A 25,575-nucleotide genomic window follows, 5' to 3' on the forward strand; every position below is an offset into this window, starting at 1 on the left:
AATAAATGGAAAAGTACGAACTTAACTGCGCGATATTTATTTCTTTTGACGCCGTCGCGTTATCAGGTATTACTGTTGAAGCCTGTAAAATTGCCAGGGAATTGGCCAAAAAAGGGCTGCACGCCTGTCTCGACCTGGGCTACGATATTAAGCTGGATAAAGGGAATTTTAATAAGCCGTACAGCTATGAGCGCGATATTTATCGCGATGTGTTTACTCTGCTGCGTATTGACGATATTTCCTCCGTCCCTTTTTATTATCCTGAGTTTATTGAAAGGGCGCATGGCATATTAATCAGCCAGAAAATTGCCGCCACCGCGCAGGAAAAAAAGGCGGTACTGGCGGCGGTAAATCAATCCGCCGCGGCGCTTGCCGAAAAAATTATGGCGCTGTGGCGCAGCCTGCATGTCTGCACGGTGATTGTTGAAAACGGCACGCTGCCGGAAAATATTATCTATACCCGCGCGCTCCGTCTCGCCATTGAACAGTATGGTCGGGAAAATCAGCTTGGCCGCTATGTTATCTGGCGCGATCACGACCTGATGTGGAACAGTGAAAAAACCGCCATGAAGTATGGCGCGGCGCCCTGGCCCCATGCGGTCAAGCCGGTGAAATCGCCCTATATCGCTTATGTCACGCTTAATGAAGATTTAAAGCGCAAGCTGGAGGCCTGGTGCGACGGCGAGGTAGAGATCAGCGTCAAAAAAAATACCTACGATTTCGCCGAACAGAGGGCTTCCGCCGATATCCGCGCTTATCTTGGCATCCGGCCGCAGGATATTCTTATTGCCCGCACCACGCGCATTATCCCCCAGAAACGCATCGACCGCGATATCGTGCTGACGCGGCGGCTGAACCAGCTGTTCGGACGCGATGATATCGACAGAAAGGTCTGGCTGGTCATCGCCGGCGATACCGATGAACATGCCGCGCATTACGCCGAGCTGGAGGCGTTAATTGCCCGGCAGGAAGTCGCCTCCTGCGTGCGCTTTATCGGGCCGCTGCACCATAACTGTATTTCCTTAGCAAGCGGCGCCATGACCATCGAGGATCTCTATCACGCCTGCGATCTCGTCTCCTTTTTAACCTCCTGGGATTATGACAGCTATGGCAATCCCATCGGCGAGGCGATCAGCAGCCGGCGCTGTTATATCACCACCCGCTACGAATATTACCAGGAAGTTTACGGCCAGCATGGCTTTACCGCGCCGGTGATGGAGATATCTGAAGAGAAGGATGGATGGCCCGACGACACATTTATTCATGAGGTTTACGCCCTGCTGAATGACCGGGCGGAAAGAGAAAAAATCGCTGAAAGCAATTTTCTTATTGGTAAGCAGGTTCTGGCGAATAACGTAATCGACATTATGGATTTCAACCGTTCTGGAGGAAATATGCGTGACACTACTTTTGTCTCCGTTGTCCTACCCGTTTTTAATGAAAGCGACAGAATAGATGCGGTGCTGCTTTCGCTGCTGCAGCAGCAGACGCGAAACGGGCTTATCACCCATGCCAGCTATGAGCTGATAATTGTTGATAATAACTCTACCGACGATTCGGTAGGGAAAATCAACGATTTCCACGCGCAGCATCCCGCGATGGATATTCATATTATTGAAGAGAAGGTGCAGGGCGTCTCTTCCGCGCGCAAGCGTGGGATGGACTACGCCTCGCTGCGCTCGCGGGCGCGCGACAGCCGGCTGGGACGCGAAGGCAAGCACTACATCGTCTCCGCCGATGCCGACTGTACGGTCGATCCCTGGTGGCTGCATGAGCTGGTCGAGAAGATGATGACGGAAAAGGGCGATCTCGGCACCTGCAACTACTACTACAACCTGGACTCATTTCGCCATCGTCCTAATCTGTTCCGCGAAATTGATAAAACGCTGCGCTGCCGCGATTTCTCCTTCAGCCTGTTTGGCGGCTTCCCGGATGGCAAAGGCTTCGCCGTGGAGCGCACGCTGTATGACCGGGTCGGCGGCATCGAAATCCTCTATCAGCTGAACCAAGGCCGCTTCGTGGAGCATCTCTCTGATGACTGGGATTTCGGCATCCGGGTTATCGCCTGGGGCGGCAAGCCGGTCTATGCCAGCGCCTCGCGCGTTGAGATCAATAGCCGCCGCGTGGATACCATTCTGGAGGAGGTGATCACCGGCGTCGCTTACGGGCGTGACGGCATTATCACCATGAAGGATGTGCGCCCGGATAGCGAGGCGCAGCGGCCTGCGCTGGCCGATACCAACGAGATGCAGTCGCAGCAGGCGTGGTTTTACTCGATTAAAGATTACATCCCGAAAAACATCATCCTGCCAGCGCTGCTCAACCCGCAGATCCTGCTGGAGCGCGACGACGTGCGTGCGTTCTATTCCGGACCGGTCGCCGACCAGCTCTATGCGCGCATTCATGAAATAAAGAATGAAATGCGCCTGATCGATTTCAAACCGATCCATGCCTACAAAACCCCCGCCTATCGCCTCTATTTTGAGTTTCGCGACGCGCTGTTCGCCGCGCTGCGCCGCGCGGTGGGCGAGGATATCGGTTATCCGCCGCCGCTGCCTGCCTGTCTGGAGCCGGTGCGGGACGAGGATTTCAACCGTTTCGTCTGGTATTTCTGCGAAGACCGCGAGTCGGGCGAGGCTCATAACTACTTTGCTAACGGAGGCGTATTCTGATGAACAGCGAAGCGATGGCGTCACTGCGCGATATCGATCCGAACTATCCTGTGCCGCGCGTGTATGACTTTCTTTCCCATGCGGATAATCACGCTTTTCTCGATTATGTGCATCGCGATCCTTTTGGCTGCCATGTTTTTCCCGGCGATGTGAACGACTACCCGCTCGACGCATTTTTTGCCGATATGGATAGCGAAATCCGCCAGGCGAAGCAGATCCACCTCTGGGCTTATATTCCTACCTGTCGCTACCGCTGCCATTTCTGCCAGTACCCGACGGTGATACTGAACCCCAAAGCGCCCGCCTCGCAGCAGGTGTTCCGCGACCTGGTGGATTACAACATCAAAGAAGCGCGGATGTGGCTGAAGAAGGTGCCGTCGCTGGCGCAGGCGGAAGTGGGGGAGTTTAATATTTTCGGCGGCACGCCCTCGCTGCTGCCGGAGGCGGAGTTGCGCCGCCTGATGGCGTTCTATTTCGACCACTTCAACTTCTCTGCCGCCACCCTGCGTTTTGAGGGCGAGCCGGGCACCCTGAACCGGGAGTACCTTGCCGTGCTGAAAGATCTCGGCTTCGGCAAAATCAGCTTCGGCACCCAATCTTTTAACGATCAGATTATTGCCGCCTGCGGGCGAATGCATTCGGCGGACGAATGCGAAGAGACCATCCGCAGCGCCCGCGAGCTGGGCATCGACTGGGTCAGCGTCGATCTTATCTACGGGATGCTGGGCCAGACGGTGGATGACGTGAAATATGATATGGAGAAAACGCTGGAGCTGGAGCTTTCCCACGTGGTCTGCACCAAGCTGCATATGGAAGAGTTTATGAAAACGCGCACCGGCGTTTCGGGCGAGCGTGAAAGCCTGTGGCAGAAAAAAGGGCTGATCAACATGAACAGCATGACGTTTCCGGGCCTTGGCAAACAGTACCAGATGCGCGAACTGGTAGAGAACTACCTCGCTGCGGGCTACCGCGAACATCCCACCATGTATTTCCACCAGAACCATCAGCAGCCGGAAAAATGGAAAGGCCTCATCACCGATCTTGATAAGCAGTACCCCGAAGTCGCCATCGGCCTCGGCGGCAGCTCGAAATGCACCCGCTCAGAGGCGATCAACATCACCGGCTATAAAAAATATAAGCAGGCGCTGGATGAAAACCGCCTGCCGATTGAGGAGAGCCGCGGCGTCTCTCCCGCCGCGCGCGAGGTTAACGCCTTCAAAATGGCGCTTTCTACCCTGATCCCGGTTGATGATGCCCTGTTCCGGCAGCGTTTCGACGGCAACAGCTTTTTCGATAACGCGCTTATCAGCCATACGCTGCACAAGCTGCAGCAGAAGCAGCTGGTGAGGGTAGATGGCCAACGGGTCACCCTGACGCCTGACGGCGTCACGCTGGTTGAGGCGATTATCAATACGCAATTCACCCTGGACAATTAAGGAGCGACGACATGGAGACCAACAGCGCGACGCAGCCGGTATTCAGCCTGTACTACATCGCGATCGATACCGAAGCGGGCGTCACCCCGGAGGCGTTTGAAACCTTTGTCAGAGCCAGGGGCGCTCATCTTCCCTGCTATCCAGGCTGGCGCTGGACGCTGCTGCGCGGCCTGCGCGGCGAGCGGGCGGGGCAATTCCTGATGCTGTATGAAATCGAAAGCGCCGAACTGCGCGATCGCTATGTGACGCCGGACGGGGATAAAACGGCACTGGCGCAGCAGTTCTGGCAGCAGCACCCTGAAGCGCAGGCGGTGCTGACGGAGTGGCGCACCTACGGCACCTTTAGCGAGCTGCCGACCATTTATACCGATTACGATCTGCTGGCGGAAAACCGCAACAGTACCGTGCCTTACGGGCCGCGTTACCAGGCGATCCCGGGTCAGCCGCCGGTGGCGCGCGTCATCGGCATCCATAACGTGGCGCTGCGTCCTGGCGTCACGCCGGCCGCCTTTGAAACCTTTATCGCCGAAAATTATCACCGTATCGAAGATTATCCCGACTGGAAGTTTCGTCTGCTGAAAGGGGTGCGCGGCAATCGACTCGATCAATATGTGGTACTGATGGAGATCGCCAGCCAGGCCGCGCTGGATGTTTTTTACCCGGAACCCGATATCGCCACCGACGAAGCGGCGAAGTTCGCCCGTGCGCACCGCGATACCAAGCTGATGTATGAAGAGTGGAAAAAACTCGCTTCGTTCTCCGGCTCGCCGCAGCTCTATACCGACTATCTGTCGGTCGCGGAGAGCCTGAACTGATCCACGCTGTCGGGACGCCCCGCGCCGGCTCTGCCGCCGGCGCGGCGGCAAAAAGCCGTTTCCGGCTTGTTTCTCCTCTTTTCAGGGAGTGATAACCGCAACATGACCATGCATATCAGCGAGAAAAGCCGCACGGGGATGCGTGAGCAACAGGCAACGCGCGTCATTTTTTTGATCGCCGGACTGGGGATGGCGTCATGGGCGCCGCTGATCCCCTTTGCCAAAGCGCATCTTAATGTCGGCGAAGGCGCGCTGGGCCTGCTGCTGTTCTGCATCGCCGCCGGCTCAATGAGTATGATGCCTTTTACCGGCAGGTTGATCGCACGCTTCGGCTACCGCCCGCTGCTGACGCTCTGCGCGCTGGCGCTCTGTTTCATTCTGCCGCTGTTGATGCTGGTGGAGAGTTTTGCCGCGATGGGGCTGGCGCTGCTGCTGTTCGGCGCCGCCAACGGCGTGCTGGACGTCACGATGAATGCTCAGGCGGTAGTGGTGGAGCGGCGCAGCGGGCAGGCGAAAATGTCCGGTTTTCACGGCTGCTACAGCCTGGGCAGCATCCTTGGGGCCGGCAGCGTCAGCGCGCTGCTCTGGCTTGGCGCGGCGCCGCTGATGGCGGTGTGCGCCGTCGCCGTAGCGATCGCGCTGCTTCTTGCCGTCGCGTTTGCGCACCTGCTGCCGAAAAGCGGCCCGGCGAGCGCCGCCCAGAGCGGCACGCTGCGCGCGCTATCGCATCGTGCCGTGCTGCTGATCGCCGTGGTCTGCTTTTTTATCTTTCTCACCGAAGGCGCCATGCTCGACTGGTCGGCGCTGTTTATGACCAGCGAGCGCGGCATGGCCGCGCAGCAGGCCGGGCTGGGCTACGCCCTCTATTCGGTTGCCGTCGCGCTGGCGCGTCTGTTCGGCGACCGGCTGATCAACCGGCTGGGCGGCGCGCGCGTACTGATGCTGGGCAGCCTGCTGGCGGCGGCGGGGCTGTTGATGCTGGTCACCGCGCCGCAGATCGGCATCGCGCTGCTGGGTTTTGTGCTTACCGGGGCGGGGCTGGCCAATATCGTTCCATTGCTGTTTACCGCCGCAGGCAACCAGCCCGGCGTCCCGCCCGACTTCGCTATTCCGGCAGTGACCCTGATCGGCTACGCCGGACTGTTAACCGGGCCGGCGCTGATCGGTTTCGCGGCACAACTGATCGGACTATCACTGACCTTCAGCGCCGGCATTGTCATCCTGCTGCTGCTGGCAAGCGGAAGCCGCCGCATTGCGCCCGGAAAGTAGCCCCCGACGCGCGAAGCAGGGTTATTTACCTTACCCAATCGGGTAAAACTTACAGGCTAACCTGTTAATACTAAGGAACATTTATGCATCAGCTATCCCGGCCGGTCTTCAGTCTGCACTATATTGGATTAAACCTGAAAAAAGGCGTTACCGCCGACCATTTCGAGCAGTTCGCGCGCGAGCGGGGCAGCGACATCCCCGCTTACCCTGGCTGGCGGTGGACCTTACTTAAAGGCCTGCGCGGCGAACGGCAAAACCAGTATCTGATGCTGTATGAAGCGCAAGATGCGCAGGCTTATGCGCGCTATATCGATGAGAAAGGGGCGCAGACCGAGGCCGCCAAAGCGTTCTGGCAACAGAACCGATCGGCGCTGGATCGCATCGCCGAGTGGAAAACCTTCGCCACCTTCGGCGAACTGCCGACGATTTTCTCGCGCTATGCGCTGCTGGCGGAAAACAGCCACAGCTCGCTGCCGGCCGGGCCAAACTACCAGCAGATCCCCGGCCAGCCGCCGACGGCGCGCGTTGTGGGTATCCATAATCTGGCGCTGCAGCAGGATGTGGCGCCGGAAACCTTCGAGCGTTTTATTATCGATAATGTGCAGCGCATTGACGATTATCCGGGCTGGAAATTCCATATGCTGAAAGGCACCGGCGGAAATCGCCTCGATCAGTATGCGGTGATGCTGATTATCGAGAGCGAGGCGTCGCTGAACGCCTTTCATCCTGAGCTGGATGTTTCAACGGAGCGCGCGCTGCAGTTTGTACGCGATCATCAGGAGAGTGAGCGCATGTATGAGGAATGGCGTCAGCTCGCCTCTTTCTCCGGCGCGCCGCAGCTTTATACCGACTATCTCGCGATTGCAGGCAGCCGCCCGACGGCGGCGACAGAATAAGCCCCGCTCTTATCGCCCGGCCTCTTTGCCGGGCGATAAGGCGATGGGGGTAGGCCATTGCGACCCGGCGCGGTTAAAACGGCTATCGCACCGACGCGACCCGGCGCGGTTAATACAATTTCAGCCAGTAAGCCCCGAATCATGCGGCCCGACTTAAAAATATTTCAGCCAGCGAATATCACGCCGCTGCTGTTTCAGGCGCGCAAAAGCACGCACCGGCCACCAGAGCAGCAGCGCCAGCGCCAGCATGCAGGCCCACAGCTGCCAGACGGCATCGAAGCCGAACCAGTCGCCCTGATTTTTTCCCCAGCGCGCCTCGGCGAGCAGATAGAGCGCCTTCAGCACATAGAGATGCAGCAGATAGAAGAACATTGGCGCGCTGCCAAACACCGCCAGCCAGCCAATCAAGCGGCTTTTGCCCTCCACGCGCTCAAACAGCGCCAGCAGTGCCAGCCCCACCGCCAGCGTCAGGCAGAGAAACAGCAGCGAAGGCGGATATTTGGTGATATTGAAAAACGCCATCGCGCTTTCGCCGGGCGTCGCGCCCGCCTGCCACGGTTTTTCACCGTAGCCGTTAATCAGACGCAGCAGCGCAAACAGGCCGAGCAGGGCGGCGGCGGCGGTCAGCAACACGCGGCCGCGCTGCGCGCTGCGCCAGCCGGGCTGCCAGAGCTGGCCGGCGCAGTAGCCCAGCGCAATCACGCCGATCCACGGCAGCAGCGGGTAAGAGGTGCGCATCCGCAGCGTCTCGCCCACCTCAATCCAGCCGCGATCGTGCAGAATTGCCCAAGGCAGATGCCACGGCGAGCCGGGCGCGGCGTGCAGGCCGTCCAGCAGGTTATGCCCCGCCACCAATAGCACGCCAACCGTGGCGATCGCCCACAGCGGCAGCCACAGCAGCGCGCCCAGCGCCAGCATGCTCAGGCCGATCGCCCAGATTACCTGCAAATAGAGTACCTCCGGCGGGAAGCTGAAGGTCCAGGCGAAGTTTACCAGCGTCAGCTCCAGCGCGATCAGCACCACGCCGCGCTTCAGCAGAAACAGCGAAACCGCCGCGCGGCTCTGCTGCTTCTGCTGATAGAGCGCGGCGGAGAGGCCGGTTAAAAACACGAATACCGGCGCGCACAGGTGCGCCAGGCTACGGCTGATAAACAGCGCCGGGTCAGTATGGGCGACATCGATCGGGTCGGCTAACTGCTTGTGCAGATAGAAGGTTTCGCGCACGTGATCCAGCAGCATCAGCAAAATCACCAGGCCGCGCAGCGCATCAATGGCCTGCAGGCGTTGAACAAGCTTATCGGACATATTTCTTTCCCAAAGGTGACAAAGCGAAATGTTATATCATAACAAAACGCAGCGGCTCAAGCCTTACCCGGCGAGGCGAACAACCTGAGCGCGGCGCGCCTGCCTGCTGCGCGCTTGTCTGACGCCGCCGGCGCGGCTAAAATCAGCGGTGATAAGGTGATGGCGTACCACCTTGCCCAACCGCGACTCCGCTTGCGAGCGCTGATGACGCCTGACACGACGCTTTCTTAACGGGAAGGTGTGCCGCATGTCAGGACGTCGACCTCCTCCTCCATGCGTCATACCCTGTGAATTACCCTTTTTATGTTCGGGATCTGAACGGCGATGTTGAAATCGATGCTGGTTGTGATGCTGGGAGGCGCGGTGGGCTGTACGCTGCGCTGGTTAATCTCTTTGCGTTTTAACGCGCTGTTTCCCAGTCTGCCGCCCGGCACGCTGCTGGTAAACCTGCTGGGCGGGCTGATTATCGGTATGGCCACCGCCTGGTTTATGAAGCATCCGCAGCTGTCGCCGGAGTGGAAGCTGCTGATCGTCACCGGGCTGTGCGGCGGCCTGACCACCTTTTCCACCTTTTCCGCTGAAATCATGCTGCTGATGCAGAGCGGCAAATATCTCTGGGCGATGGGGCATGTGCTGATCCATGTGGCCGGCTCACTGCTGATGACTTTCGCTGGTTTTATGCTGGTCAACCTGCTGGGTTAAGCCAGCGCAGCGATAACCTTCTACAGTTAGACAGGGCGGCGCGCGGTGGGCGCGCCGGCGTTCCCGCTAACAAGGAGGATCGATGACGACTAACCGTACATTTCTTAACCTGGTGCTGCTGTCCGGCGATGCGCAAACACAGCTGCAGGCGGCGAAAGAGGCCGGTTTCGATGAGGTAGAAATCTGGCAGGAGAGCATCGACTCGGCGCCGGGCGGCGCGGCGGCGGTGCGCGAACGGGCGCGGCAGCTTGCGCTGGGCTTTACCAACTGTCAGGTGCTGCGCGATTTCGCCGGCGCGCCCTTGACGCTGCGTCATGAAAAGCGTCAGGAAGCGCAACGCTTTTTCCAGCTGGCGCAGGCGATCGGCTGCGATACGGTACAGGCGCCCGCCAGTACGCGCGACGACTGTCAGGCTGAGCTGATCGATGAGGATTTACGCTGGCTTTCCGCCGAAGCGGCGCACCACGGCCTGCGCGTAATGTATGAGCCAATGGCCTGGAGCCGCATCGATAACCGGCTGGAGCCGACCTGGCGGCGGCTGGAGCGGCTCGATCTGCCGAACGTCGGGCTGGTGGTGGATCTGTTTCATATCGCCGCGCGCGGCGACGACGCCCGCGTACTGGAGAGCATTCCGCCGGAGCGGATTTATGAAGTGCAGCTGTGCGATGTGGCCGAGGCGGTGACGCCGGGGATAGGGCGCACCTGATGGAGACGGCGCGCCATCGTCGGCTGCTGCCGGGCGACGGCCACCTGCCGGTGGCGGACTATGTCACCGCGCTGAAGCGTAAGGGTTATCGCGGCCCGGTCGGCATTGAGGTGTTCAACGACCAGCTGCAGCAGCAGCCACCGTTGCGCGCGGCGCAGCAAGCGTTCGCCGCGTTGCGCCGCTGCTGGTCATAGCCGACGCGGCAGGCGTCAGGATCACATGCGGTCGCCAATGCCGAAGCAGCGGGCGATAAAGGTCGCCGCGCGCTGGGCGCCCGCCCCGGAAATGGTATGGCCGATGCCGGTTTCGTACAGCGTCTCTACCGGCACGCCCGCCGCTTTCAGCCGCAGCGCCGCCGATTCGCTCTCTTCCCACGGGATCACCGCATCGACCCGGCCATGCACCAGCAGCGCCGGGGCGTGGCGCGCCGGCATCAGCGGCTCCGGCGTCGCCAGCCGGCCGGAAAAGGCCACCACGCCCGCCAGCGGCCAGCGTCCGGAGGCCAGCGCGTCCAGCGCCATGATCGAACCCTGCGAAAAGCCCACCAGCAGCACGTTTTCCGGCTCGGTGACCTGATGCGCGCTCAGCAGCCCGTGCAGCGTCTTATCAAAGGCGGAGCGGGCGGCGATCACGCGTTCAGCGCGGTTTTGCGGCGTAATGCCGTCAAGGCTGAACCACTGATAGCCGGGGCCGTGATCGAAGCGAAAAGGCGCATCGGGCGCGGCAAAGGCGGTTGCGGGCAGCAGCGGTGCCCAGTGCGGGCCAAGCCCGGCCAAATCGTCGCCGTTGCTGCCGACGCCGTGCAGAAAAATCACCAGTTTTTTTGTCATCTTCGCCTCCGCGTAGAAAGTTTCAGCATGCGCTTTTACGCTGCAGAGTTAAACCCTCGCGGCAATTTGCACTAAGCTCAGAGACTCGTCGGTCAAAAAGTGAGCGTGATTATGCTGTTCCGCCGTTTCGAACGTTATATCAACATTTTCCAGGATGCGCCTGGCGACGCGCCGCCGGAAACCGTCGGCGCCTTCTACCGCTATTTTTTGCGTCAGGTGTGGCGCAGCTTCGCCGCGCTGCTGACGGTCGGGCTGATTACCTCGTTGATTGAGGTGGCGCTCTACCGCTATCTGAGCCAGCTGATCGATATGGTCAACGCCTCGACGCCCGCCACCTTCTTTCACGATCACTGGGGCACGCTGCTGTGGATGGCGGCGGTGGCGCTGATCCTGCGGCCGCTGTTTATCGGCCTGCACGATCTGCTGATCCATCAGAGCATCGGTCCGAGCCTTGGCAGCCTGATCCTCTGGCAAAACCACAGCTACGTGCTGCGCCAGAGCCTGAAGTTTTTTCAGAACGATTTTTCCGGACGCATCGCGCAGCGCATTATGCAAACCGGCAATGCGCTGCGCGATTCGGCGGTACAGATCGTCGACGCCATCTGGCACGTATCCATCTACGCCATCACCTCGCTGGTGCTGTTCGCCGAGGCGGACTGGCGGCTGATGTTGCCGCTGATTATCTGGATCGTCGCCTACGCCTGCACGCTGCGCTACTTTGTGCCGCGCATCAAGGCGCGCTCGGTGGTCTCCTCTGAGGCGCGCTCGAAGCTGATGGGCTGCATTGTCGACGGCTACACCAATATCACCACCCTGAAGCTGTTCGCCCATACCGACCTGGAACAGCGCTACGCGCAGGAAGCGATCGGTGAACAGACCGCCAAAACCCAGCACGCCAGCCGCATGCTCACCAGCATGGATGTGACGCTCTCCACGCTGAATGGCCTGCTGATCGGCGCCACCTGTGGCCTGGCGCTCTGGCTGTGGAGTGAATCGCTGATTACCGTCGGGGCGATCGCGCTGGTCACCGGGCTGGTGATCCGCATCGTCAATATGTCCGGCTGGATTATGTGGGTGGTGAACGGCATTTTCGACAATATCGGTACGGTACAGGATGGCCTGACCACCATCTCCCAGCCGCTGAGCGTCACCGACGCGCCAGGCGCCAGGCCGCTGCACGTCCGCCAGGGCGCCATTCATTTTGACAGCGTGCGCTTTGATTACGGCGGCGGCCGCCAGGTGATCAATAGCCTCAATCTTGATATCAAACCGGGCGAGAAGATTGGGCTGATCGGCCCGTCGGGCGCCGGGAAATCGACGCTGGTTAACCTGCTGCTGCGGCTGTATGACCTGAACGGCGGGCGCATCACCATCGACGGGCAGGATATCGCCAGCGTCACTCAGACCAGCCTGCGCGCGCAGATCGGCATGATCACCCAGGATACCTCGCTGTTGCACCGCTCGATCCGTGACAACCTGCTGTATGGCCGTCCCGACGCCAGCGAAGAGGAGCTGTGGACCGCCATCCGCCGCGCGCGCGCCGAAGAGTTTATTCCGCTGCTCTCCGATAACCAGGGGCGCAGCGGGCTGGATGCGCACCTCGGCGAACGCGGCGTGAAGCTCTCCGGCGGCCAGAGGCAGCGTATCGCCATCGCCCGCGTGTTGCTGAAAGATGCGCCGATATTGATTATGGATGAGGCGACCTCGGCGCTCGATTCCGAAGTGGAGGCGGCGATTCAGGAGAGTCTGGATACGCTGATGGAGGGCAAAACGGTGATCGCCATCGCCCACCGCTTATCCACCATCGCCCGGCTCGATCGGCTGGTGGTGCTGCAGAACGGCAGGATTATTGAAATCGGCAATCACCAGCAGCTGCTGGCGCAGAACGGCCTCTATGCCCGCCTGTGGCGGCATCAGACCGGTAACTTCGTCGGCGATTACTGAGCCGATTGTTCGCCCCGGCGGTAGGGAAGCGATTCGCGCGCTTCCTCCGCCCAGGCGCGCACGCCTTCCCGCTCCTGCTGCAGAAAGTCCGCCACCGCTTGCTGCAGCCCTTCGTGGCGCAGGGTATGCCATGAGCGGGTAAGGGTCGGCTCAAAGCCGCGCACCAGCTTATGTTCCCCCTGCGCGCCCGCGTCGAAACGGCGCAGCCCGCGCGCGATGGCGAACTCCATCCCCTGCCAGAAGCAGGTTTCAAAATGCAGCCGATCGAACTCCGCCAGACAGCCCCAGTAACGTCCGTAAAGCGTATCCTCGCTGAGCAGGCTAAAAGCCATCGCCACCGGCTGCGCCTCGCGCTGGGCGAAAACCACATGGATCGCCGCTGGCATCCGCTCCGCCAGCAGGCTGAAGAAATCCCGCGTCAGATAGGGCAGCTGGCCGCGCACCGCGTAGGTGTTGGCGTAACAGGTGTAGACAAAATCCCACTGCGCCTCGCTCAGCTCGCCGCCGCTAAAACCGTGAAAGGTAATGCCGTTTTCCGCCACCTGCGCGCGCTCTTTACGGATCTGCTTGCGCTTGCGCGACATCAGCGTATCAAGGAAATCCTGAAAGTCGCGGTAGCCGGGATTGTGCCAGTGATACTGACAGCCGAGGCGCTCCAGCCAGCCGGGCTGCGTCGCCAGCAGCGCATCGGCGCGCGCGTCGGTGAAATTGATATGGGCGCCGGAAAAGCCATGCCGCGCCAGGCTCTCCGGCAGCGCTTCCAGCAGCGCTGTCAGCGCCTGCGTGTCGCCCAGCAGACGCGGCCCGCTGACCGGACTGAACGGCACCGCGCCCAGCCATTTCGGATAGTAACGGATGCCGGCGCGGCGGCAGGCGTCCGCCCAGCTGTGATCGAAGACATATTCGCCCCAGGAGTGGCTTTTGCTGTAGCCGGGCAGCGCGGCGCGCAGCTGTCCCTGTTCGAACCAGGCGAGATGCGCGGGCTGCCAGCCGCTTTCCGCGCCGACGCTGCTGCTCTCTTCCAGCGCGCTGAGAAAGGCGTGACGCAAAAATGGTTGGTTATCGGGCAGCAGGCTGTCCCAGTCGGCGGCGGAAACGGCGTTAAGCGAAGCGAGAAAGGAGAGCGACATCAACAAACTCCGGCAGAGAGCGGGCCGTCTGGCGACGGCCCGTCCGAAAGTGAATATTCACCTTAGCATAGTTCTGCGCGCATACCGCTCAGTCGCCATCCTCGCGCATATTCAGCGCCAGCGCGCTGGCGGGATCGAACAGCGACAGGCTTTCGATCTGATCGAGCAGAATCACCTTGCGGAACGCCAGCGCCGACTGCGGCTCCGAGGTCAGGGTAATGTCATGTTTGTCATACCAGGCGCTGTAGTTATGTTCCACCACCAGGTCGAGCGTTTTGCTGTCGCGGTAGCCGCTCAGCATCGGGATCAGCACCACATTATTGGCGTCGGCGCTGTCGAAGGAGGAGGTATGGATCATACCGATATAGATGCGGTGCGAAGTGAGCGTGATCCACGCCAGTTCCCCCTGCTCCATGCACTGATAGAGCAGATGTTCCACGCCGTTGGAGCGCGACAGCGTATTATACAGCTCGCGGCGCCCACGGCTGTCGAGACGCGCGCTGCCCGCCCAGTTGGAGCGGTAGAGACAAAACAGCACGGCGAAGGTCAGCATAATCACCACCGGAGCCTGGATGCCGAGAAAGCTCCAGTTCATAAACTCAATGTGATAGCGGTGGTGTTCCGGGCCGAAATAGCCTGGAAATTCGTTCATGGTGGCGGAAGCGGCCAGCAGCAGCAGCCAAATAATAGCGGTGGCGATAACGCCCTGAATCACGAAAATGCAGCCGTAGAGCGCCACCAGAAAGTAGACGTCCCAGCCGAAAGTACGTTTAAATTTAAAGCGGGTGGAAAGATCGCGGCTGCTGTACCAGTAACCGCAGACCATCAGCACCATAAATATCGCCGTTCCCATCTTATGCCCTCTTCAGTGCTTCAACGTGGCGGGCAAAATCTTTCTGCACCTCCTTGCTGTGAATATTGACCATCGCGCTGCCGTTTTCATCGATAACGATGCGATCGCCATCCTCAATCGAATCCTGAACGTCATCCTGAGACATCACCTGAAGCAGTTTTTCCGGGCTGGTAAATAGTGAGCGAATGAGCTTTAGCATTAATTTTCCTCCTTTACCCACAAGTGTAGGAAGGGATGGCGGCTTTGGGGCGGGATCAGTCTGAATAGAAGGCGAAACGGCAAAAAAAACGGGCGCAGCGGCGCGCCCGGGGGAAAAAATCAGAAATCGACGCTGGCTTTCAACACCACTTCGCGCGGTTCGCCGACGGTAACGCGCAGATTGTTGCCGCTGGAGGGGTACCAGCTGCTGTCGAACAGGTTTTTGACGTTGACCTGCCACTTCACGCGATAGCTATCAACCGGCGTGGTCCAGGCGACGAAGGCGTCGGCGACGGTATAGTCGTCAAGATAGAAGCTGTTGGCGGCGTCGCCGGGGCGACGGCCGACGTAGCGCGCGCCGATGCCGGCGCGCAGGTCATCCGCCGGCAGCAGGCCGGTCGCGCCGAAATCATTGGTCAGGAACAGCGCCGCCGTATGACGCGCCACGTTGGTCAGCGCGTTACCGCGGTTTTCCGGATCGGCGGTGACGCGCGCGTCGGTGTAGGCGTAGCTGCCTACCAGGCTCAGCGTGCGCGTCAGACTGCCCGCCAGATCCAGCTCAACGCCCTGCGAACGCACCTTGCCGGCGGTGCGCGTGACGCTTTCGCCATCCACCAGTTCGCTGACCATCACGTTGCGTTTGTGAATGTCATACAGCGCCAGGGTGCCGGTGACGCGGCCGGGCAGGTCGATCTTCGCGCCTACCTCATAAGCTTTGCCCAGCTCCGGCGGCAGCGCGTCGATCTGCGTGGCGATAGAACTGTTCGGCTTAAAGGATTCGGTGTAGCTGGCGTAGAGGCTCGACCAGCTGTTGAGGTTGTACACCACACCGGCGCGCGGCACCAGGCGGCTGTCTGAACTGTCGGTGTTGGTGTTGAACGGACGGCCCTTGCCGGACATCACATCGAAGCTGTCGTAGCGCAGGCCGCCGATCAGCAGCCAGCTGTCGTTCAGGCGCATCGCATCCTGCATAAACCAGCCGCGGCTGTCGATATTCTCGCGCTGGTCGCTGTCTTTGGCGCTGACGGCGGTCGAGGCGGGCATCTGGTCGTAAACCGGCTGATAAACGTTGAAGCTTTTATCTTTCGTGCCGCGGATCATATCGCCGCGGAACGTGCGATCCGCTTCGTAATCGAAGCCGAACAGCAGCTGATGATTGACGCGTCCCCAGTCGACGTCGCCGTTCAGCGTCAGCTGTACCATCTGCGAGCGGCTCTGAGCATCGACGGTGGCGTCCGCCTGGCGCGTCAGCACGCCGGTTTCGGCGTTGAAGGCGGTGGCGCGCGCCTGATTATCGCTGTAGGTGTTGCGGCTGAAGGCCCAGGTCAGCTGCGAGCGCCAGCGATCGTTCAGCGTCTGGTCAAGCTGGAAGCTCAGGGTATCCTGATCGCCGCGCGTGGCGTTGTAATGCTCGTCAAAGCGGCGTTCGCGCGGAACATCGACCGGCTTGCCGCTGCGCGGGTCGATGACCGTACCGCGATCGAACGGCGTGAGGTACTCCATATGCTCCCAGGCGACGCGCACGGTGGTCGATTCGCCATACCACATTAAGGAAGGCGCGATCACCGTCTGCCGCTGGCGGCCGAAGTTGCGCCAGTAGTCAGTCTCTTCATGGTCGACGATCAGCCTGCCGGCAAAGCCGGTGGTGCCGAGCGGGCCGGTGACATCGAGCTGGCCGCCGCCGCCGCCGAAGCTGCTGTGGCGTCCTTCGAGATGTACGCGCGGCGTCAGCTGCGGCTTTTTGCTGATGACGTTAATCAGGCCGCCCGGCTCGTTCATGCCGTACAGCATCGAGGAGGGGCCTTTCAGCACCTCGACGCGCTCGCTGGTGGGGGTAAAGTTGCGCGCCTGGATCGAACGCACGCCGTCGCGCAGGATCGAGCCGTCGCGGTTGTCGCCGAAGCCGCGTTTGATAATCGCGTCCTGCGTGCCGCCGAGGGTGTTGGACTGGGTGATGCCGCTGACGTAACCCAGCGCCTCATCAATATCCTGGGCGTCGCGGTCATCAAGGAACGGCTGCGGCACCACGGTGACGTTTTGCGGCGTATCGATGATTTTCATCGGCGAGCGGTTAGCGGTAACGCTGCTGTGCGGCTGATAGCCGCTGTCACCGTTGTCGTTTTGCTGCGTGACCAGCAGCGTGGTTTCCTCAGCCTGCAGCGCTGGCGACAGCATCAGGCTGGCCAGCAGGCAAGGGGCGATTTTATTCATTGTGGTAACTGACTCCAGAAGGTCCCTGAAAAATCCAGCGGCAAAAAGCGCTGGTAAAGTTGCTGCAGGGTTTGCTGCGGATCGACATCGGCAAACAGCTGCGGGTAAAGCATTTTCGCGATCCATTCGGTCGCGACGACGTGATAAGGGCTGAGATAGAAGTTATGCCACAGCGCACCGGCGCGGCCGGCGCGCACCGCCGTTAACTGGCTAAGCAGCGGCTGCGCGGCCATCACGCGCTGAAAGCTCTGCTGCGCCTCGGCGGCGCTGACCAGCGGCCCCAGCGCGACGGTTTTCGCTTCGCCCTGCGCATCGGCCATGCCGGTGGCGATATAGACTTGCGGCTGCGCGGCCAGCGCCTGCTCCGGGTTCAGCTCGCCGAACACCCCTTTCACCGTGCCGGCCGCGATATTGTCGCCGCCGGCGAAGGCGACCAGCTGGCCGAGATTGCCGTTCACCGCCGTGGTGCAGCAGGTGTCGCGCCGGCCCAGATGCAGGTGCAGCATCACGCGGGTGCGCGGGCCGCTCCTGTTCGCCAGGCGCTGTTCGATACGCTGCATATGCGCCTGATAAAAGTCGGCGAACGCCTGCGCGCGCTGCGGCTGGTTCAGCGCCTCGCCAAGAATGTGGATGCTGGGCAGGGTGTTATGCAGCAGGTCGACGCGCAGATCGACGGTAATCACCGGTACGCCCGCCTGCTGCATCACCTGACGGAAACGCGCCTCCTCGCCGCCGGTTTTCGCCAGGCGCGGCAGGATGACCAGGTCAGGCTTCAGCTGCAACACCCGCTCGGCGTTCAGCTCACGAATACTGCCCGAGCCGAGCTGCGGAATATCGGCCAGCTGCGGAAAGCGCGCCAGGTATTGTTGCCAGCTTTGCGGATCGTACTTCGCCAGGTCGGCAGGCCAGCCTGCGATATGCGCCGCCGGATAGCCCGGCTGCAGCAGCGCCAGCGTATAGAGCATGCGACTTTCGCCTAACACAATGCGCTGCGGATGGTCCGGAACAGTGACCTGCGCACCGTTGATGTCAGTGATCTGGCGGGCAAAAAGCGAATGGCTGAACAACAACAGCAAAAGTAAAAGCTTGCGCATAGGTAAAGTAACGAGAGGGAAAAGAAAATGATAATGAAAATCACTTACTATCTCAACAACTGCCGTTGCGCTGGCCAGCCTGCGGATAAAGGGTAGGAAGGGGTGAGGCCGGATCGGGCCGGATCCTGAGGGGCGCGGCGGATCGTACCGGCCAGGGGGCTGATCGGTCGTTAAGGCTTCGGGCTGGCGCCGTTAACCGCCCGGCGGCGGCGGCGCCCGCATTTTTATACTTTTTTTACACCGCGTGGCCGTAATTTAACGCCAATTTTATACGCCAGTTTTTATCCTCTGCGCTAACTGTAAAGCGCCTTTGGAGGTAACTGTGAGTACTGGAATTGCGGCCGGCGTCGTGCTGCTGTTTTTACTGCTGGGCTATCTGGTTTACGCCCTGATTAACGCGGAGGCGTTCTGATGATTGCCTCGGCGTTTTTACTGTTGGCCAGCTATCTGGTGGTGCTGATGCTGCTGGCGCACCCGCTGGGCCGCGCGATGGCGGGCATCGTCCGCGACCGACCGCTGTTGCCGACGCTGGAAGGCGCGCTGTGGCGCCTGTGCGGCGCGGAAAAACAGAGCATGAGCTGGCAGCACTATCTGCTGGCGATTTTGCTGTTTAACGGCGCCGGCCTGGCGCTGCTGCTGGCAATTTTGCTGACGCAGCAGGCGCTGCCGCTCAATCCGCTGCATCTGCCGAACCTGAGCTGGCATCTGGCGCTGAACACCGCCGTCAGCTTTGTCACGAATACCAACTGGCAATCCTACGGCGGCGAAAGCACCCTCAGTCCGCTGAGCCAGATGGTCGGCCTGACGGTGCAAAACTTCCTGTCGGCGGCGACCGGTATCGCCGTCGCTTTTGCGCTGATGCGCGGCTTCGCCAATAAATCGCTGGTAACGCTTGGCAACGCCTGGCGCGATCTGGCACGCGTTACCCTCTATGTGCTGCTGCCGATCGGCCTGATTATCGCGCTGCTGCTGGTAAGCCAGGGCGTGGTGCAGACGCTGAGCGCCAGCGTCGATGTGCAAACACTGGAAGGGGCGAAGCAGACGCTGTCGCTGGGGCCGGTCGCCTCGCAGGAAGCGATAAAAATGCTGGGCACCAACGGCGGCGGGTTCTTTAACGCCAACTCGGCGCATCCGTTCGAAAACCCCACCGCGCTGAGCAATTTCATTGAAATGCTGGCGATTTTCCTTATCCCCGCGGCGCTCTGTTTCACCTTCGGCGAGGTCGTTAGCGATCGCCGTCAGGGGCACGCGCTGCTCTGGGCGATGACGCTTATGTTTATCGTCGCGGTGGCGGCGGTGATGTGGGCGGAGCTGCGCGGCAACCCGCACTTCCTGACGCTCGGCGCGGACAGCGCCATCAATATGGAAGGCAAAGAGACGCGCTTCGGCATCCTTAACTCCAGCCTGTTTGCGGTGATCACCACCGCCGCCTCGTGCGGCGCGGTCAACGCCATGCACGACTCCTTTACCGCGCTCGGCGGCATGGTGCCGATGTGGCTGATGCAGCTGGGCGAGGTGGTGTTCGGCGGCGTCGGCGCCGGGCTGTACGGCATGCTGCTGTTCGTGGTGCTGGCGGTGTTTATCGCCGGGCTGATGATCGGCCGCACGCCGGAATACCTCGGTAAAAAGATCGACGTGCGTGAAATGAAGCTGACCGCGCTGGCGATCCTGGTGACGCCCACGCTGGTGCTGCTCGGCACCGCACTGGCGATGATGAGCGAGGCGGGACGCGCCGGCATGGCGAATCCCGGCACCCACGGCTTCAGCGAAGTGCTGTACGCCGTCTCGTCGGCGGCCAACAACAACGGTAGCGCCTTCGCCGGGCTGAGCGCCAATACCCCTTTCTGGAACCTGCTATTAGCGTTCTGCATGCTGGTCGGCCGCTTCGGCATCATCATTCCGGTGCTGGCGATCGCCGGCTCGCTGGCGGCGAAAAAGGCGCAGCCGGTGGGCAGCGGCACGCTGCCGACCCACGGCGCGCTGTTTGTCTGTCTGCTGATCGGCACGGTGTTGCTGGTAGGCGCGCTGACCTTTATTCCTGCGCTGGCGCTGGGGCCGGTGGCAGAACATCTACAACTGATTTCGCGTTAACGGGCGGGGAAGCTAATGAGTCGTCAACAACAGGCGCTGTTTGATGGGGCGCTGATGCGCACCGCCATCATCGATGCGTTTAAAAAGCTGGATCCGCGCGTGCAGTTCCGCAATCCGGTGATGTTCCTGGTTTATTTCGGCAGCGTGCTGACCACGCTGCTGGCGGCGGCGATGGCGGCCGGTCAGACGGCGGGCGACGCCGGTTTTACCGGTAGCATTGCGCTCTGGCTCTGGTTCACCGTGCTGTTCGCCAACTTCGCTGAAGCGCTGGCGGAAGGGCGCAGCAAGGCGCAGGCCAGCAGCCTGAAAGGGGTGAAAAAGACCAGCTTCGCGAAAAAACTCAGCGCGGCGCGGCACGACGCCGACTGGCAGCAGGTTGCGGCGGAAACCCTGCGTAAAGGCGACTGGGTGCGGGTAGAGGCGGGCGATATTATCCCCTGCGACGGCGAAGTGGTGGAAGGTGGCGCGTCGGTGGATGAGAGCGCCATTACTGGCGAATCGGCGCCGGTGATCCGCGAATCGGGCGGCGATTTTGCTTCGGTAACCGGGGGTACGCGCATTCTCTCCGACTGGCTGGTGATCCAGTGCAGCGTCAATCCGGGCGAAACCTTTCTTGACCGCATGATCGCCATGGTAGAAGGCGCGAAACGGCGCAAAACGCCCAATGAGATCGCGCTGACCATTCTGCTGATCTCGCTGACCATCGTCTTTCTGCTGGCGACCGCCACGCTCTGGCCGTTTTCCGCTTGGGGGGGCCACGCGGTCAGCCTGACGGTGCTGGTGGCGCTGCTGGTTTGTCTGATCCCTACCACCATCGGCGGGCTGCTGTCGGCGATCGGCGTGGCGGGGATGAGCCGCATGCTGGGCGCCAACGTCATCGCTACCAGCGGCCGCGCGGTAGAGGCGGCGGGCGATGTGGATGTACTGCTGCTGGATAAAACCGGCACCATCACCCTCGGCAACCGGCAGGCGACCCACTTTATGCCCGCGCCGGGCGTCAATGAGCAGCAGCTGGCAGATGCAGCGCAGCTCGCCTCGCTGGCGGATGAAACCCCGGAAGGGCGCAGTATCGTGGTGCTGGCGAAGCAGAAGTTCAACCTGCGCGAGCGCGATCTGCAGAGCATGGACGCCACTTTTATTCCTTTCTCGGCGCAGACGCGCATGAGCGGCGTCAATGTGCAGCAGCGCAGCATTCGCAAAGGGGCGGTGGACGCGGTGCGCAAGCATATCGCCGCTAATCACGGCGTTTTCCCCGCCGAGGTGGATGCGCTGGTGGAAGAGGTGGCGCGCACCGGCGGCACGCCGCTGGTGGTGGCGGAAAACGAGCGCGTGCTGGGCGTGGTGGCGCTGAAAGATATCGTTAAGGGCGGCATCCGCGAGCGCTTCGCCGAGCTGCGCAAAATGGGCATCAAAACCGTGATGATCACCGGCGATAACCCGCTGACCGCCGCGGCGATCGCCGCCGAAGCGGGCGTCGATGATTTTCTGTCGGAAGCGACGCCGGAAGCCAAGCTGGCGCTGATCCGTCAGTATCAGGCGGAAGGGCGGCTGGTGGCGATGACCGGTGACGGCACCAACGACGCCCCGGCGCTGGCCCAGGCGGATGTGGCGGTGGCGATGAACTCCGGCACCCAAGCGGCGAAAGAGGCGGGCAACATGGTCGATCTCGACTCTAACCCGACCAAGCTATTGGAAGTGGTGCATATCGGCAAACAGATGCTGATGACGCGCGGCTCGCTGACCACCTTTAGTATCGCCAATGACGTGGCGAAATATTTCGCCATTATTCCGGCCGCCTTCGCCGCCACCTATCCGCAGCTCAACCTGCTGAACGTGATGCATCTTCATTCGCCCAACTCGGCGATCCTGTCGGCGGTGATCTTTAACGCGCTGGTGATTGTGTTTCTGATCCCGCTGGCGCTGAAAGGCGTCAGCTATCGGCCACTGAGCGCGGCGGCGCTGCTGCGTCGCAACCTGTGGATTTATGGCGTCGGCGGCCTGCTGGTGCCCTTTGCCGGCATTAAGCTGATCGATATTGCGCTCACCCTGTTGGGCTGGGCCTGAGGAAAAGATTATGTACGCGTTACGTCCCGCTATTACCCTGTTGATTTTACTGACGCTGCTGACCGGCGGCCTTTACCCGTTGCTTACCACCCAGCTGGCGCAGTGGCTGTTTCCGGTGCAGGCCAACGGTTCGCTGCTGCAGGAGGGCGCCGCCGCGCGCGGCTCGGCGCTCATCGGCCAGGCTTTCAGCCGCCATGACTACTTCTGGGGCCGTCCGTCGGCGACCGGGGAGTCGCCGTATAACGGCGCCGCCTCGTCAGGCAGCAACCTGGCCGCCAGCAACCCGGCGCTGGACCAGGCGGTAAGCGAGCGCATTGCGCAGCTGCGCGCCGCCAACCCGCAGGCGAGCCGGACGGTGCCGGTCGATCTGGTTACTGCCTCCGGCAGCGGGCTGGATCCGCATATCTCGCCGGCGGCGGCGCAGTGGCAGGCGCCGCGCGTGGCGGCGGCGCGGCACCTCTCGCTGGAGACCGTGCAGCAGCTGATTGAGGAAAATAGCGATCGTCCGCTGCTGAAATTTCTTGGCGAGCCGGGGGTGAATGTGGTGAAACTGAATATGGCGCTGGATGCGCTGTCGTCAGGGCGCTGAATCGCCGCCCGACCCGGCCAGGAAAACGGCCTTCACTTTTTCAGGGACCGCAATGAACGACGAGATCGTCCGCCCCAACCCGGATGCGCTGCTGCAGCACGGCAGCCATCGCGGCAAACTTAAAATCTACTTCGGCGCCTGCGCGGGCGTGGGGAAAACGTACGCCATGCTGCAGGAGGCGCGCCGGCTGCGCGCCCAGGGGCTGGACGTGCTGGTGGGCATCGTGGAGACCCACGGCCGCGAGGAGACCGCACGGCTGCTGGCGGGGCTAAGCGTACTGCCGCGCCGCGCCACCGGGCGCTCGCGTTACGAGGAGTTCGATCTCGACGCCGCGCTGGCGCGCCGTCCGGCAGTGATCCTGATGGATGAGCTGGCGCACAGCAACGTGCCCGGCTCACGCCACCCCAAGCGCTGGCAGGATATCGACGAGCTGCTGGAAGCGGGCATCGATGTGATGACCACCGTCAACGTGCAGCATCTGGAAAGCCTGAATGACGTGGTGGGCGGGATTACCGGCATTCAGGTGCGCGAGACGGTGCCCGATCCCTTTTTTGACCGCGCGGACGAAGTGGTGCTGGTCGATTTGCCGCCGGACGATCTGCGCCAGCGGCTAAAAGAGGGCAAGGTTTACGTCGGCGACCGGGCGGAGCGGGCGATTGAGAATTTTTTCCGTAAGGGCAACCTCTTCGCGCTGCGCGAGCTGGCGCTGCGGCGCACCGCCGACCGGGTGGATGATCAGATGCGCGCCTGGCGCGACGTGCAGGGGCGGGAAAAGGTCTGGCACACGCGCGACGCGATCCTGCTCTGCATCGGCGACAATACCGGCAGCGAAAAGCTGGTACGCACTGCCGCCCGCCTCGCATCGCGGCTGGGCAGCGTCTGGCATGCGGTCTACGTCGAGACGCCGCGCCTGCACCGGCTGTCGGAGGCGCGGCGGCGCAATATTCTGCGCACGCTGCGGCTGGCGCAGGAGCTGGGCGCGGAAACCGCCACCCTGGCAGATGCCGACGAAGCGCAGGCGGTGCTGCGCTACGCGCGCGAACATAATCTTGGCAAAATCGTTATCGGCCGTCGTCCGACACGGCGCTGGCGGCGCGACAGTTTCGCCGATCGTCTCGGACAGCTGGGGCCGGATCTCGATCTGCTGGTGGTGGCGCTGGAGGAGGCGACGCGCGACGCGCCGGGCCAGCTCAGCGACACGCGCACCTTCGGTGAGAAGTGGGCGACGCAGCTGCGCGGTACGGCGGCGGCGCTGCTGCTCTGCGCGCTGATCACTTTCGGTGGCCAGTACTGGCTGCCCGATTTCGATCCCGCCAACGGGGTAATGATTTACCTGCTTGGGGTGGTGGTGATCGCCCTGCGCTATGGCCGCTGGCCGTCGGTGGCGGCAACGGTGATGAATATCCTCGCCTTCGACCTGTTTTTCGTCGCGCCGACCGGCACGGTAGCGGTTTCCGATCTGCAATATCTGGTGACCTTCGGGGTGATGCTGGCGGTGGGGTGATCGTCGGCAACCTCACGGCAGGAGTGCGCTATCAGGCGCGGGTGGCGCGCTATCGCGAACAGCGGGCGCGCTATCTCTATGAGCTGGCACGCTCGCTCAGCAGCGCGCTGCGCCATGAAGATATCGCCGCCGCCGGCCAGCGCAGCCTTTCCGCCACTCTGCAGGCGCGCAGCGCGCTGCTGCTGCCGGACGAGCAGGGTGAGCTGGTCGTGATCGGCGACAGCAGCCTGACGCTGCCGCCCGATCGCGCCATTGCCCGCTGGAGCTTTAGCAAGGGGCAGCCCGCCGGCGCCGGTACCGACACGCTGCCGGCGATGCCCTGGCAGATGCTGGCGCTGAAAACCCATGAGAAGAGCTGGGGCCTGCTGGTGGTGGAGCCGGATAATCTGCGCCAGCTGATGATCCCGGAGCAGCAGCGGCTGCTGGAGACTTATTGCGTGCTGCTGGCGAACGCGCTGGAACGCATCGCACTGGCGCGCAGCGAAGCGGCTTCCCGCCTGGCGGCGGAGCGCGAGCAGCTGCGCAACGCGCTGCTGTCGGCCCTGTCGCACGATCTGCGCACGCCGCTGACGGTGCTGTTCGGCCAGGCGGAGATGCTGATGCTCGATCTTTCGGCGGATAATTCAAAATTTACGCCGCAGGCGAGCCAGATCCGCGAGCAGACGCTCAGCACCATTCGGCTGGTGAGCAATATGCTTGATATGGCGCGCATCCAGTCGGGCGGACTGAACCTGCATCAGGAGTGGCTGCTGCTGGAGGAGCTTGTCGGCAGCGCCCTGACGCAGCTGGCAGCGATTCTGCCGGGCGACAGCGTGCAGCTGGCGCTGCCGGACCGGCTGATCTGGCTGCACGGCGACAGCACGCTGCTGGAGCGGGTGTTTATCAATCTGCTGGAGAACAGCGTGAAATATGCTGGCGCACAGACGCCGCGCGGCATCCGCGCCAGGGAGCAGGCGGGGCGGCTGGAAATTGAAATCTGGGACAGTGGGCCGGGCATTCCTGCCGGCCAGGAAGAGAAGATTTTCGATAAGTTTACCCGCGGCGATAAAGAATCCGCCGTACCGGGCGTCGGGTTGGGACTGGCGATCTGTAAGGCGATTATCGAGACGCACGGCGGCCAGATTAGCGCACGCACACGTCCGGAAGGTGGCGTCAGCTTTCTGATTTCGCTGCCGCAGGCGACGCCGCCCGCGCTGCCGGAGGGCGAACATGAGGAACTGAAATAACTTCACAAAGCTTCGGTTATACTGTGCCTCTCTGTTGACT

The 25,575-nt window shown here is 61.6% G+C and carries 20 protein-coding genes, 1 pseudogene and 1 riboswitch; of the genes and pseudogenes, 14 read left to right on the forward strand and 7 right to left on the reverse strand.

What is annotated here, in order from left to right:
• Nucleotides 1-5: 5 nt before the first annotated feature.
• The 5 genes from C2E15_RS21900 (at nucleotide 6) to C2E15_RS01100 (ending at nucleotide 7,088) form a co-directional block, all read left to right on the forward strand.
• Entirely contained in the window at nucleotides 6-2,672 is a 2,667-nt protein-coding gene (locus C2E15_RS21900; protein WP_104955767.1) for a glycosyltransferase, read from the forward strand.
• A complete protein-coding gene (locus C2E15_RS01085; protein WP_104955768.1) occupies nucleotides 2,672-4,108 on the forward strand; it encodes a radical SAM protein in 1,437 nt (478 codons plus the stop codon). Before C2E15_RS21900 ends, C2E15_RS01085 begins: the two co-directional genes overlap by 1 nt.
• A gap of 11 nt (nucleotides 4,109-4,119) precedes the next feature.
• The gene (locus C2E15_RS01090; RefSeq protein ID WP_104955769.1) at nucleotides 4,120-4,923 is read left to right on the forward strand and encodes a hypothetical protein; all 804 of its coding nucleotides are present in this window, start codon (nucleotides 4,120-4,122) and stop codon (nucleotides 4,921-4,923) included.
• A gap of 102 nt (nucleotides 4,924-5,025) precedes the next feature.
• On the forward strand, nucleotides 5,026-6,192 hold the full coding sequence (locus C2E15_RS01095; RefSeq protein WP_104955770.1) for an MFS transporter: 1,167 nt from the start codon (nucleotides 5,026-5,028) through the stop codon (nucleotides 6,190-6,192).
• A gap of 83 nt (nucleotides 6,193-6,275) precedes the next feature.
• Nucleotides 6,276-7,088 carry a hypothetical protein gene (locus tag C2E15_RS01100; RefSeq protein WP_104955771.1) on the forward strand — a complete coding sequence of 271 codons (813 nt, stop codon included), beginning with the start codon at nucleotides 6,276-6,278 and terminating at the stop codon, nucleotides 7,086-7,088.
• 153 nt (nucleotides 7,089-7,241) lie between these two features.
• On the opposite strand, the gene C2E15_RS01105 is transcribed toward C2E15_RS01100, so the two are convergent.
• Entirely contained in the window at nucleotides 7,242-8,393 is a 1,152-nt protein-coding gene (locus C2E15_RS01105) for an acetyltransferase domain-containing protein (RefSeq protein WP_104955772.1), read from the reverse strand.
• A 146-nt stretch (nucleotides 8,394-8,539) separates the two neighbouring features.
• Nucleotides 8,540-8,614: riboswitch (Fluoride riboswitch) on the forward strand.
• Between the two features lie 103 nt (nucleotides 8,615-8,717).
• Here C2E15_RS01105 and crcB point away from each other — a divergent pair.
• The 3 genes from crcB (at nucleotide 8,718) to C2E15_RS22235 (ending at nucleotide 9,995) form a co-directional block, all read left to right on the forward strand.
• Nucleotides 8,718-9,095 carry a fluoride efflux transporter CrcB gene (gene crcB / locus C2E15_RS01110; RefSeq protein ID WP_104955773.1) on the forward strand — a complete coding sequence of 126 codons (378 nt, stop codon included), beginning with the start codon at nucleotides 8,718-8,720 and terminating at the stop codon, nucleotides 9,093-9,095.
• 82 nt (nucleotides 9,096-9,177) lie between these two features.
• On the forward strand, nucleotides 9,178-9,801 hold the full coding sequence (locus C2E15_RS01115; protein ID WP_342747462.1) for a sugar phosphate isomerase/epimerase family protein: 624 nt from the start codon (nucleotides 9,178-9,180) through the stop codon (nucleotides 9,799-9,801).
• Complete coding sequence (locus C2E15_RS22235) at nucleotides 9,801-9,995, forward strand: TIM barrel protein (protein ID WP_342747463.1); 195 nt, start codon at nucleotides 9,801-9,803, stop codon at nucleotides 9,993-9,995. Before C2E15_RS01115 ends, C2E15_RS22235 begins: the two co-directional genes overlap by 1 nt.
• Nucleotides 9,996-10,016: 21 nt before the next feature.
• Here the strand turns inward: C2E15_RS22235 and C2E15_RS01120 are convergent, their stop codons facing one another.
• A complete protein-coding gene (locus C2E15_RS01120; protein ID WP_104955774.1) occupies nucleotides 10,017-10,631 on the reverse strand; it encodes an alpha/beta hydrolase in 615 nt (204 codons plus the stop codon).
• 111 nt (nucleotides 10,632-10,742) lie between these two features.
• On the opposite strand from C2E15_RS01120, the gene C2E15_RS01125 reads away from it, so the two are divergent.
• Nucleotides 10,743-12,575, forward strand: a complete 1,833-nt coding sequence (locus C2E15_RS01125; RefSeq protein WP_104959039.1) for an ABC transporter ATP-binding protein — start codon at nucleotides 10,743-10,745, stop codon at nucleotides 12,573-12,575.
• On the opposite strand, the gene C2E15_RS01130 is transcribed toward C2E15_RS01125, so the two are convergent.
• The 5 genes from C2E15_RS01130 to C2E15_RS01150 all read right to left on the reverse strand — a co-directional run bounded on the left by C2E15_RS01130 (nucleotide 12,569) and on the right by C2E15_RS01150 (nucleotide 18,061).
• Nucleotides 12,569-13,705: a GNAT family N-acetyltransferase gene (locus C2E15_RS01130; protein ID WP_104955775.1), complete on the reverse strand. Its 1,137-nt coding sequence runs from the start codon at nucleotides 13,703-13,705 to the stop codon at nucleotides 12,569-12,571. The genes C2E15_RS01125 and C2E15_RS01130 overlap by 7 nt on opposite strands.
• A gap of 88 nt (nucleotides 13,706-13,793) precedes the next feature.
• Nucleotides 13,794-14,558 carry a hypothetical protein gene (locus tag C2E15_RS01135; protein WP_104955776.1) on the reverse strand — a complete coding sequence of 255 codons (765 nt, stop codon included), beginning with the start codon at nucleotides 14,556-14,558 and terminating at the stop codon, nucleotides 13,794-13,796.
• 1 nt (nucleotide 14,559) lies between these two features.
• Nucleotides 14,560-14,757, reverse strand: coding sequence for a hypothetical protein (locus C2E15_RS01140; RefSeq protein WP_104955777.1), 198 nt, complete (start codon nucleotides 14,755-14,757; stop codon nucleotides 14,560-14,562).
• Nucleotides 14,758-14,876: 119 nt separating this feature from the next.
• The gene (locus tag C2E15_RS01145) at nucleotides 14,877-16,817 is read right to left on the reverse strand and encodes a TonB-dependent siderophore receptor (protein ID WP_425438048.1); all 1,941 of its coding nucleotides are present in this window, start codon (nucleotides 16,815-16,817) and stop codon (nucleotides 14,877-14,879) included.
• Between the two features lie 146 nt (nucleotides 16,818-16,963).
• Complete coding sequence (locus C2E15_RS01150) at nucleotides 16,964-18,061, reverse strand: ABC transporter substrate-binding protein (RefSeq protein ID WP_104955779.1); 1,098 nt, start codon at nucleotides 18,059-18,061, stop codon at nucleotides 16,964-16,966.
• 322 nt (nucleotides 18,062-18,383) lie between these two features.
• Between C2E15_RS01150 and kdpF the strand changes: the two genes are divergently transcribed.
• The 5 genes and pseudogenes from kdpF to kdpD all read left to right on the forward strand — a co-directional run bounded on the left by kdpF (nucleotide 18,384) and on the right by kdpD (nucleotide 25,535).
• The gene (gene kdpF, locus C2E15_RS01155) at nucleotides 18,384-18,473 is read left to right on the forward strand and encodes a K(+)-transporting ATPase subunit F (RefSeq protein WP_104955780.1); all 90 of its coding nucleotides are present in this window, start codon (nucleotides 18,384-18,386) and stop codon (nucleotides 18,471-18,473) included.
• Nucleotides 18,473-20,152, forward strand: a complete 1,680-nt coding sequence (gene kdpA, locus C2E15_RS01160; protein WP_104955781.1) for a potassium-transporting ATPase subunit KdpA — start codon at nucleotides 18,473-18,475, stop codon at nucleotides 20,150-20,152. The genes kdpF and kdpA overlap by 1 nt, the downstream gene beginning before the upstream one ends.
• 15 nt (nucleotides 20,153-20,167) lie before the next feature.
• Nucleotides 20,168-22,216, forward strand: a complete 2,049-nt coding sequence (kdpB, locus tag C2E15_RS01165; protein ID WP_104955782.1) for a potassium-transporting ATPase subunit KdpB — start codon at nucleotides 20,168-20,170, stop codon at nucleotides 22,214-22,216.
• 10 nt (nucleotides 22,217-22,226) lie between these two features.
• Nucleotides 22,227-22,805 carry a potassium-transporting ATPase subunit KdpC gene (gene kdpC, locus C2E15_RS01170; protein WP_104955783.1) on the forward strand — a complete coding sequence of 193 codons (579 nt, stop codon included), beginning with the start codon at nucleotides 22,227-22,229 and terminating at the stop codon, nucleotides 22,803-22,805.
• 52 nt (nucleotides 22,806-22,857) lie between these two features.
• A pseudogene (gene kdpD / locus C2E15_RS01175) lies at nucleotides 22,858-25,535 on the forward strand (two-component system sensor histidine kinase KdpD).
• The last annotated feature ends 40 nt before the right edge of the window (nucleotides 25,536-25,575 follow it).

The organism is Mixta gaviniae (assembly GCF_002953195.1).
Lineage (GTDB): Bacteria > Pseudomonadota > Gammaproteobacteria > Enterobacterales > Enterobacteriaceae > Mixta > Mixta gaviniae.

Excerpts from the sequence above, each read along its gene's own strand:
- C2E15_RS21900 (WP_104955767.1), top strand. The coding sequence starts at position 6 with ATGGAAAAGTACGAACTTAACTGCGCGATATTTATTTCTTTTGACGCC.
- C2E15_RS01085 (WP_104955768.1), top strand. The coding sequence starts at position 2,672 with ATGAACAGCGAAGCGATGGCGTCACTGCGCGATATCGATCCGAACTAT.
- C2E15_RS01090 (WP_104955769.1), top strand. The coding sequence starts at position 4,120 with ATGGAGACCAACAGCGCGACGCAGCCGGTATTCAGCCTGTACTACATC.
- C2E15_RS01095 (WP_104955770.1), top strand. The coding sequence starts at position 5,026 with ATGACCATGCATATCAGCGAGAAAAGCCGCACGGGGATGCGTGAGCAA.
- C2E15_RS01100 (WP_104955771.1), top strand. The coding sequence starts at position 6,276 with ATGCATCAGCTATCCCGGCCGGTCTTCAGTCTGCACTATATTGGATTA.
- C2E15_RS01105 (WP_104955772.1), bottom strand. The coding sequence starts at position 8,393 with ATGTCCGATAAGCTTGTTCAACGCCTGCAGGCCATTGATGCGCTGCGC.
- crcB (WP_104955773.1), top strand. The coding sequence starts at position 8,718 with ATGTTGAAATCGATGCTGGTTGTGATGCTGGGAGGCGCGGTGGGCTGT.
- C2E15_RS01115 (WP_342747462.1), top strand. The coding sequence starts at position 9,178 with ATGACGACTAACCGTACATTTCTTAACCTGGTGCTGCTGTCCGGCGAT.
- C2E15_RS22235 (WP_342747463.1), top strand. The coding sequence starts at position 9,801 with ATGGAGACGGCGCGCCATCGTCGGCTGCTGCCGGGCGACGGCCACCTG.
- C2E15_RS01120 (WP_104955774.1), bottom strand. The coding sequence starts at position 10,631 with ATGACAAAAAAACTGGTGATTTTTCTGCACGGCGTCGGCAGCAACGGC.
- C2E15_RS01125 (WP_104959039.1), top strand. The coding sequence starts at position 10,743 with ATGCTGTTCCGCCGTTTCGAACGTTATATCAACATTTTCCAGGATGCG.
- C2E15_RS01130 (WP_104955775.1), bottom strand. The coding sequence starts at position 13,705 with ATGTCGCTCTCCTTTCTCGCTTCGCTTAACGCCGTTTCCGCCGCCGAC.
- C2E15_RS01135 (WP_104955776.1), bottom strand. The coding sequence starts at position 14,558 with ATGGGAACGGCGATATTTATGGTGCTGATGGTCTGCGGTTACTGGTAC.
- C2E15_RS01140 (WP_104955777.1), bottom strand. The coding sequence starts at position 14,757 with ATGCTAAAGCTCATTCGCTCACTATTTACCAGCCCGGAAAAACTGCTT.
- C2E15_RS01145 (WP_425438048.1), bottom strand. The coding sequence starts at position 16,817 with ATGAAAATCATCGATACGCCGCAAAACGTCACCGTGGTGCCGCAGCCG.
- C2E15_RS01150 (WP_104955779.1), bottom strand. The coding sequence starts at position 18,061 with ATGCGCAAGCTTTTACTTTTGCTGTTGTTGTTCAGCCATTCGCTTTTT.
- kdpA (WP_104955781.1), top strand. The coding sequence starts at position 18,473 with ATGATTGCCTCGGCGTTTTTACTGTTGGCCAGCTATCTGGTGGTGCTG.
- kdpB (WP_104955782.1), top strand. The coding sequence starts at position 20,168 with ATGAGTCGTCAACAACAGGCGCTGTTTGATGGGGCGCTGATGCGCACC.
- kdpC (WP_104955783.1), top strand. The coding sequence starts at position 22,227 with ATGTACGCGTTACGTCCCGCTATTACCCTGTTGATTTTACTGACGCTG.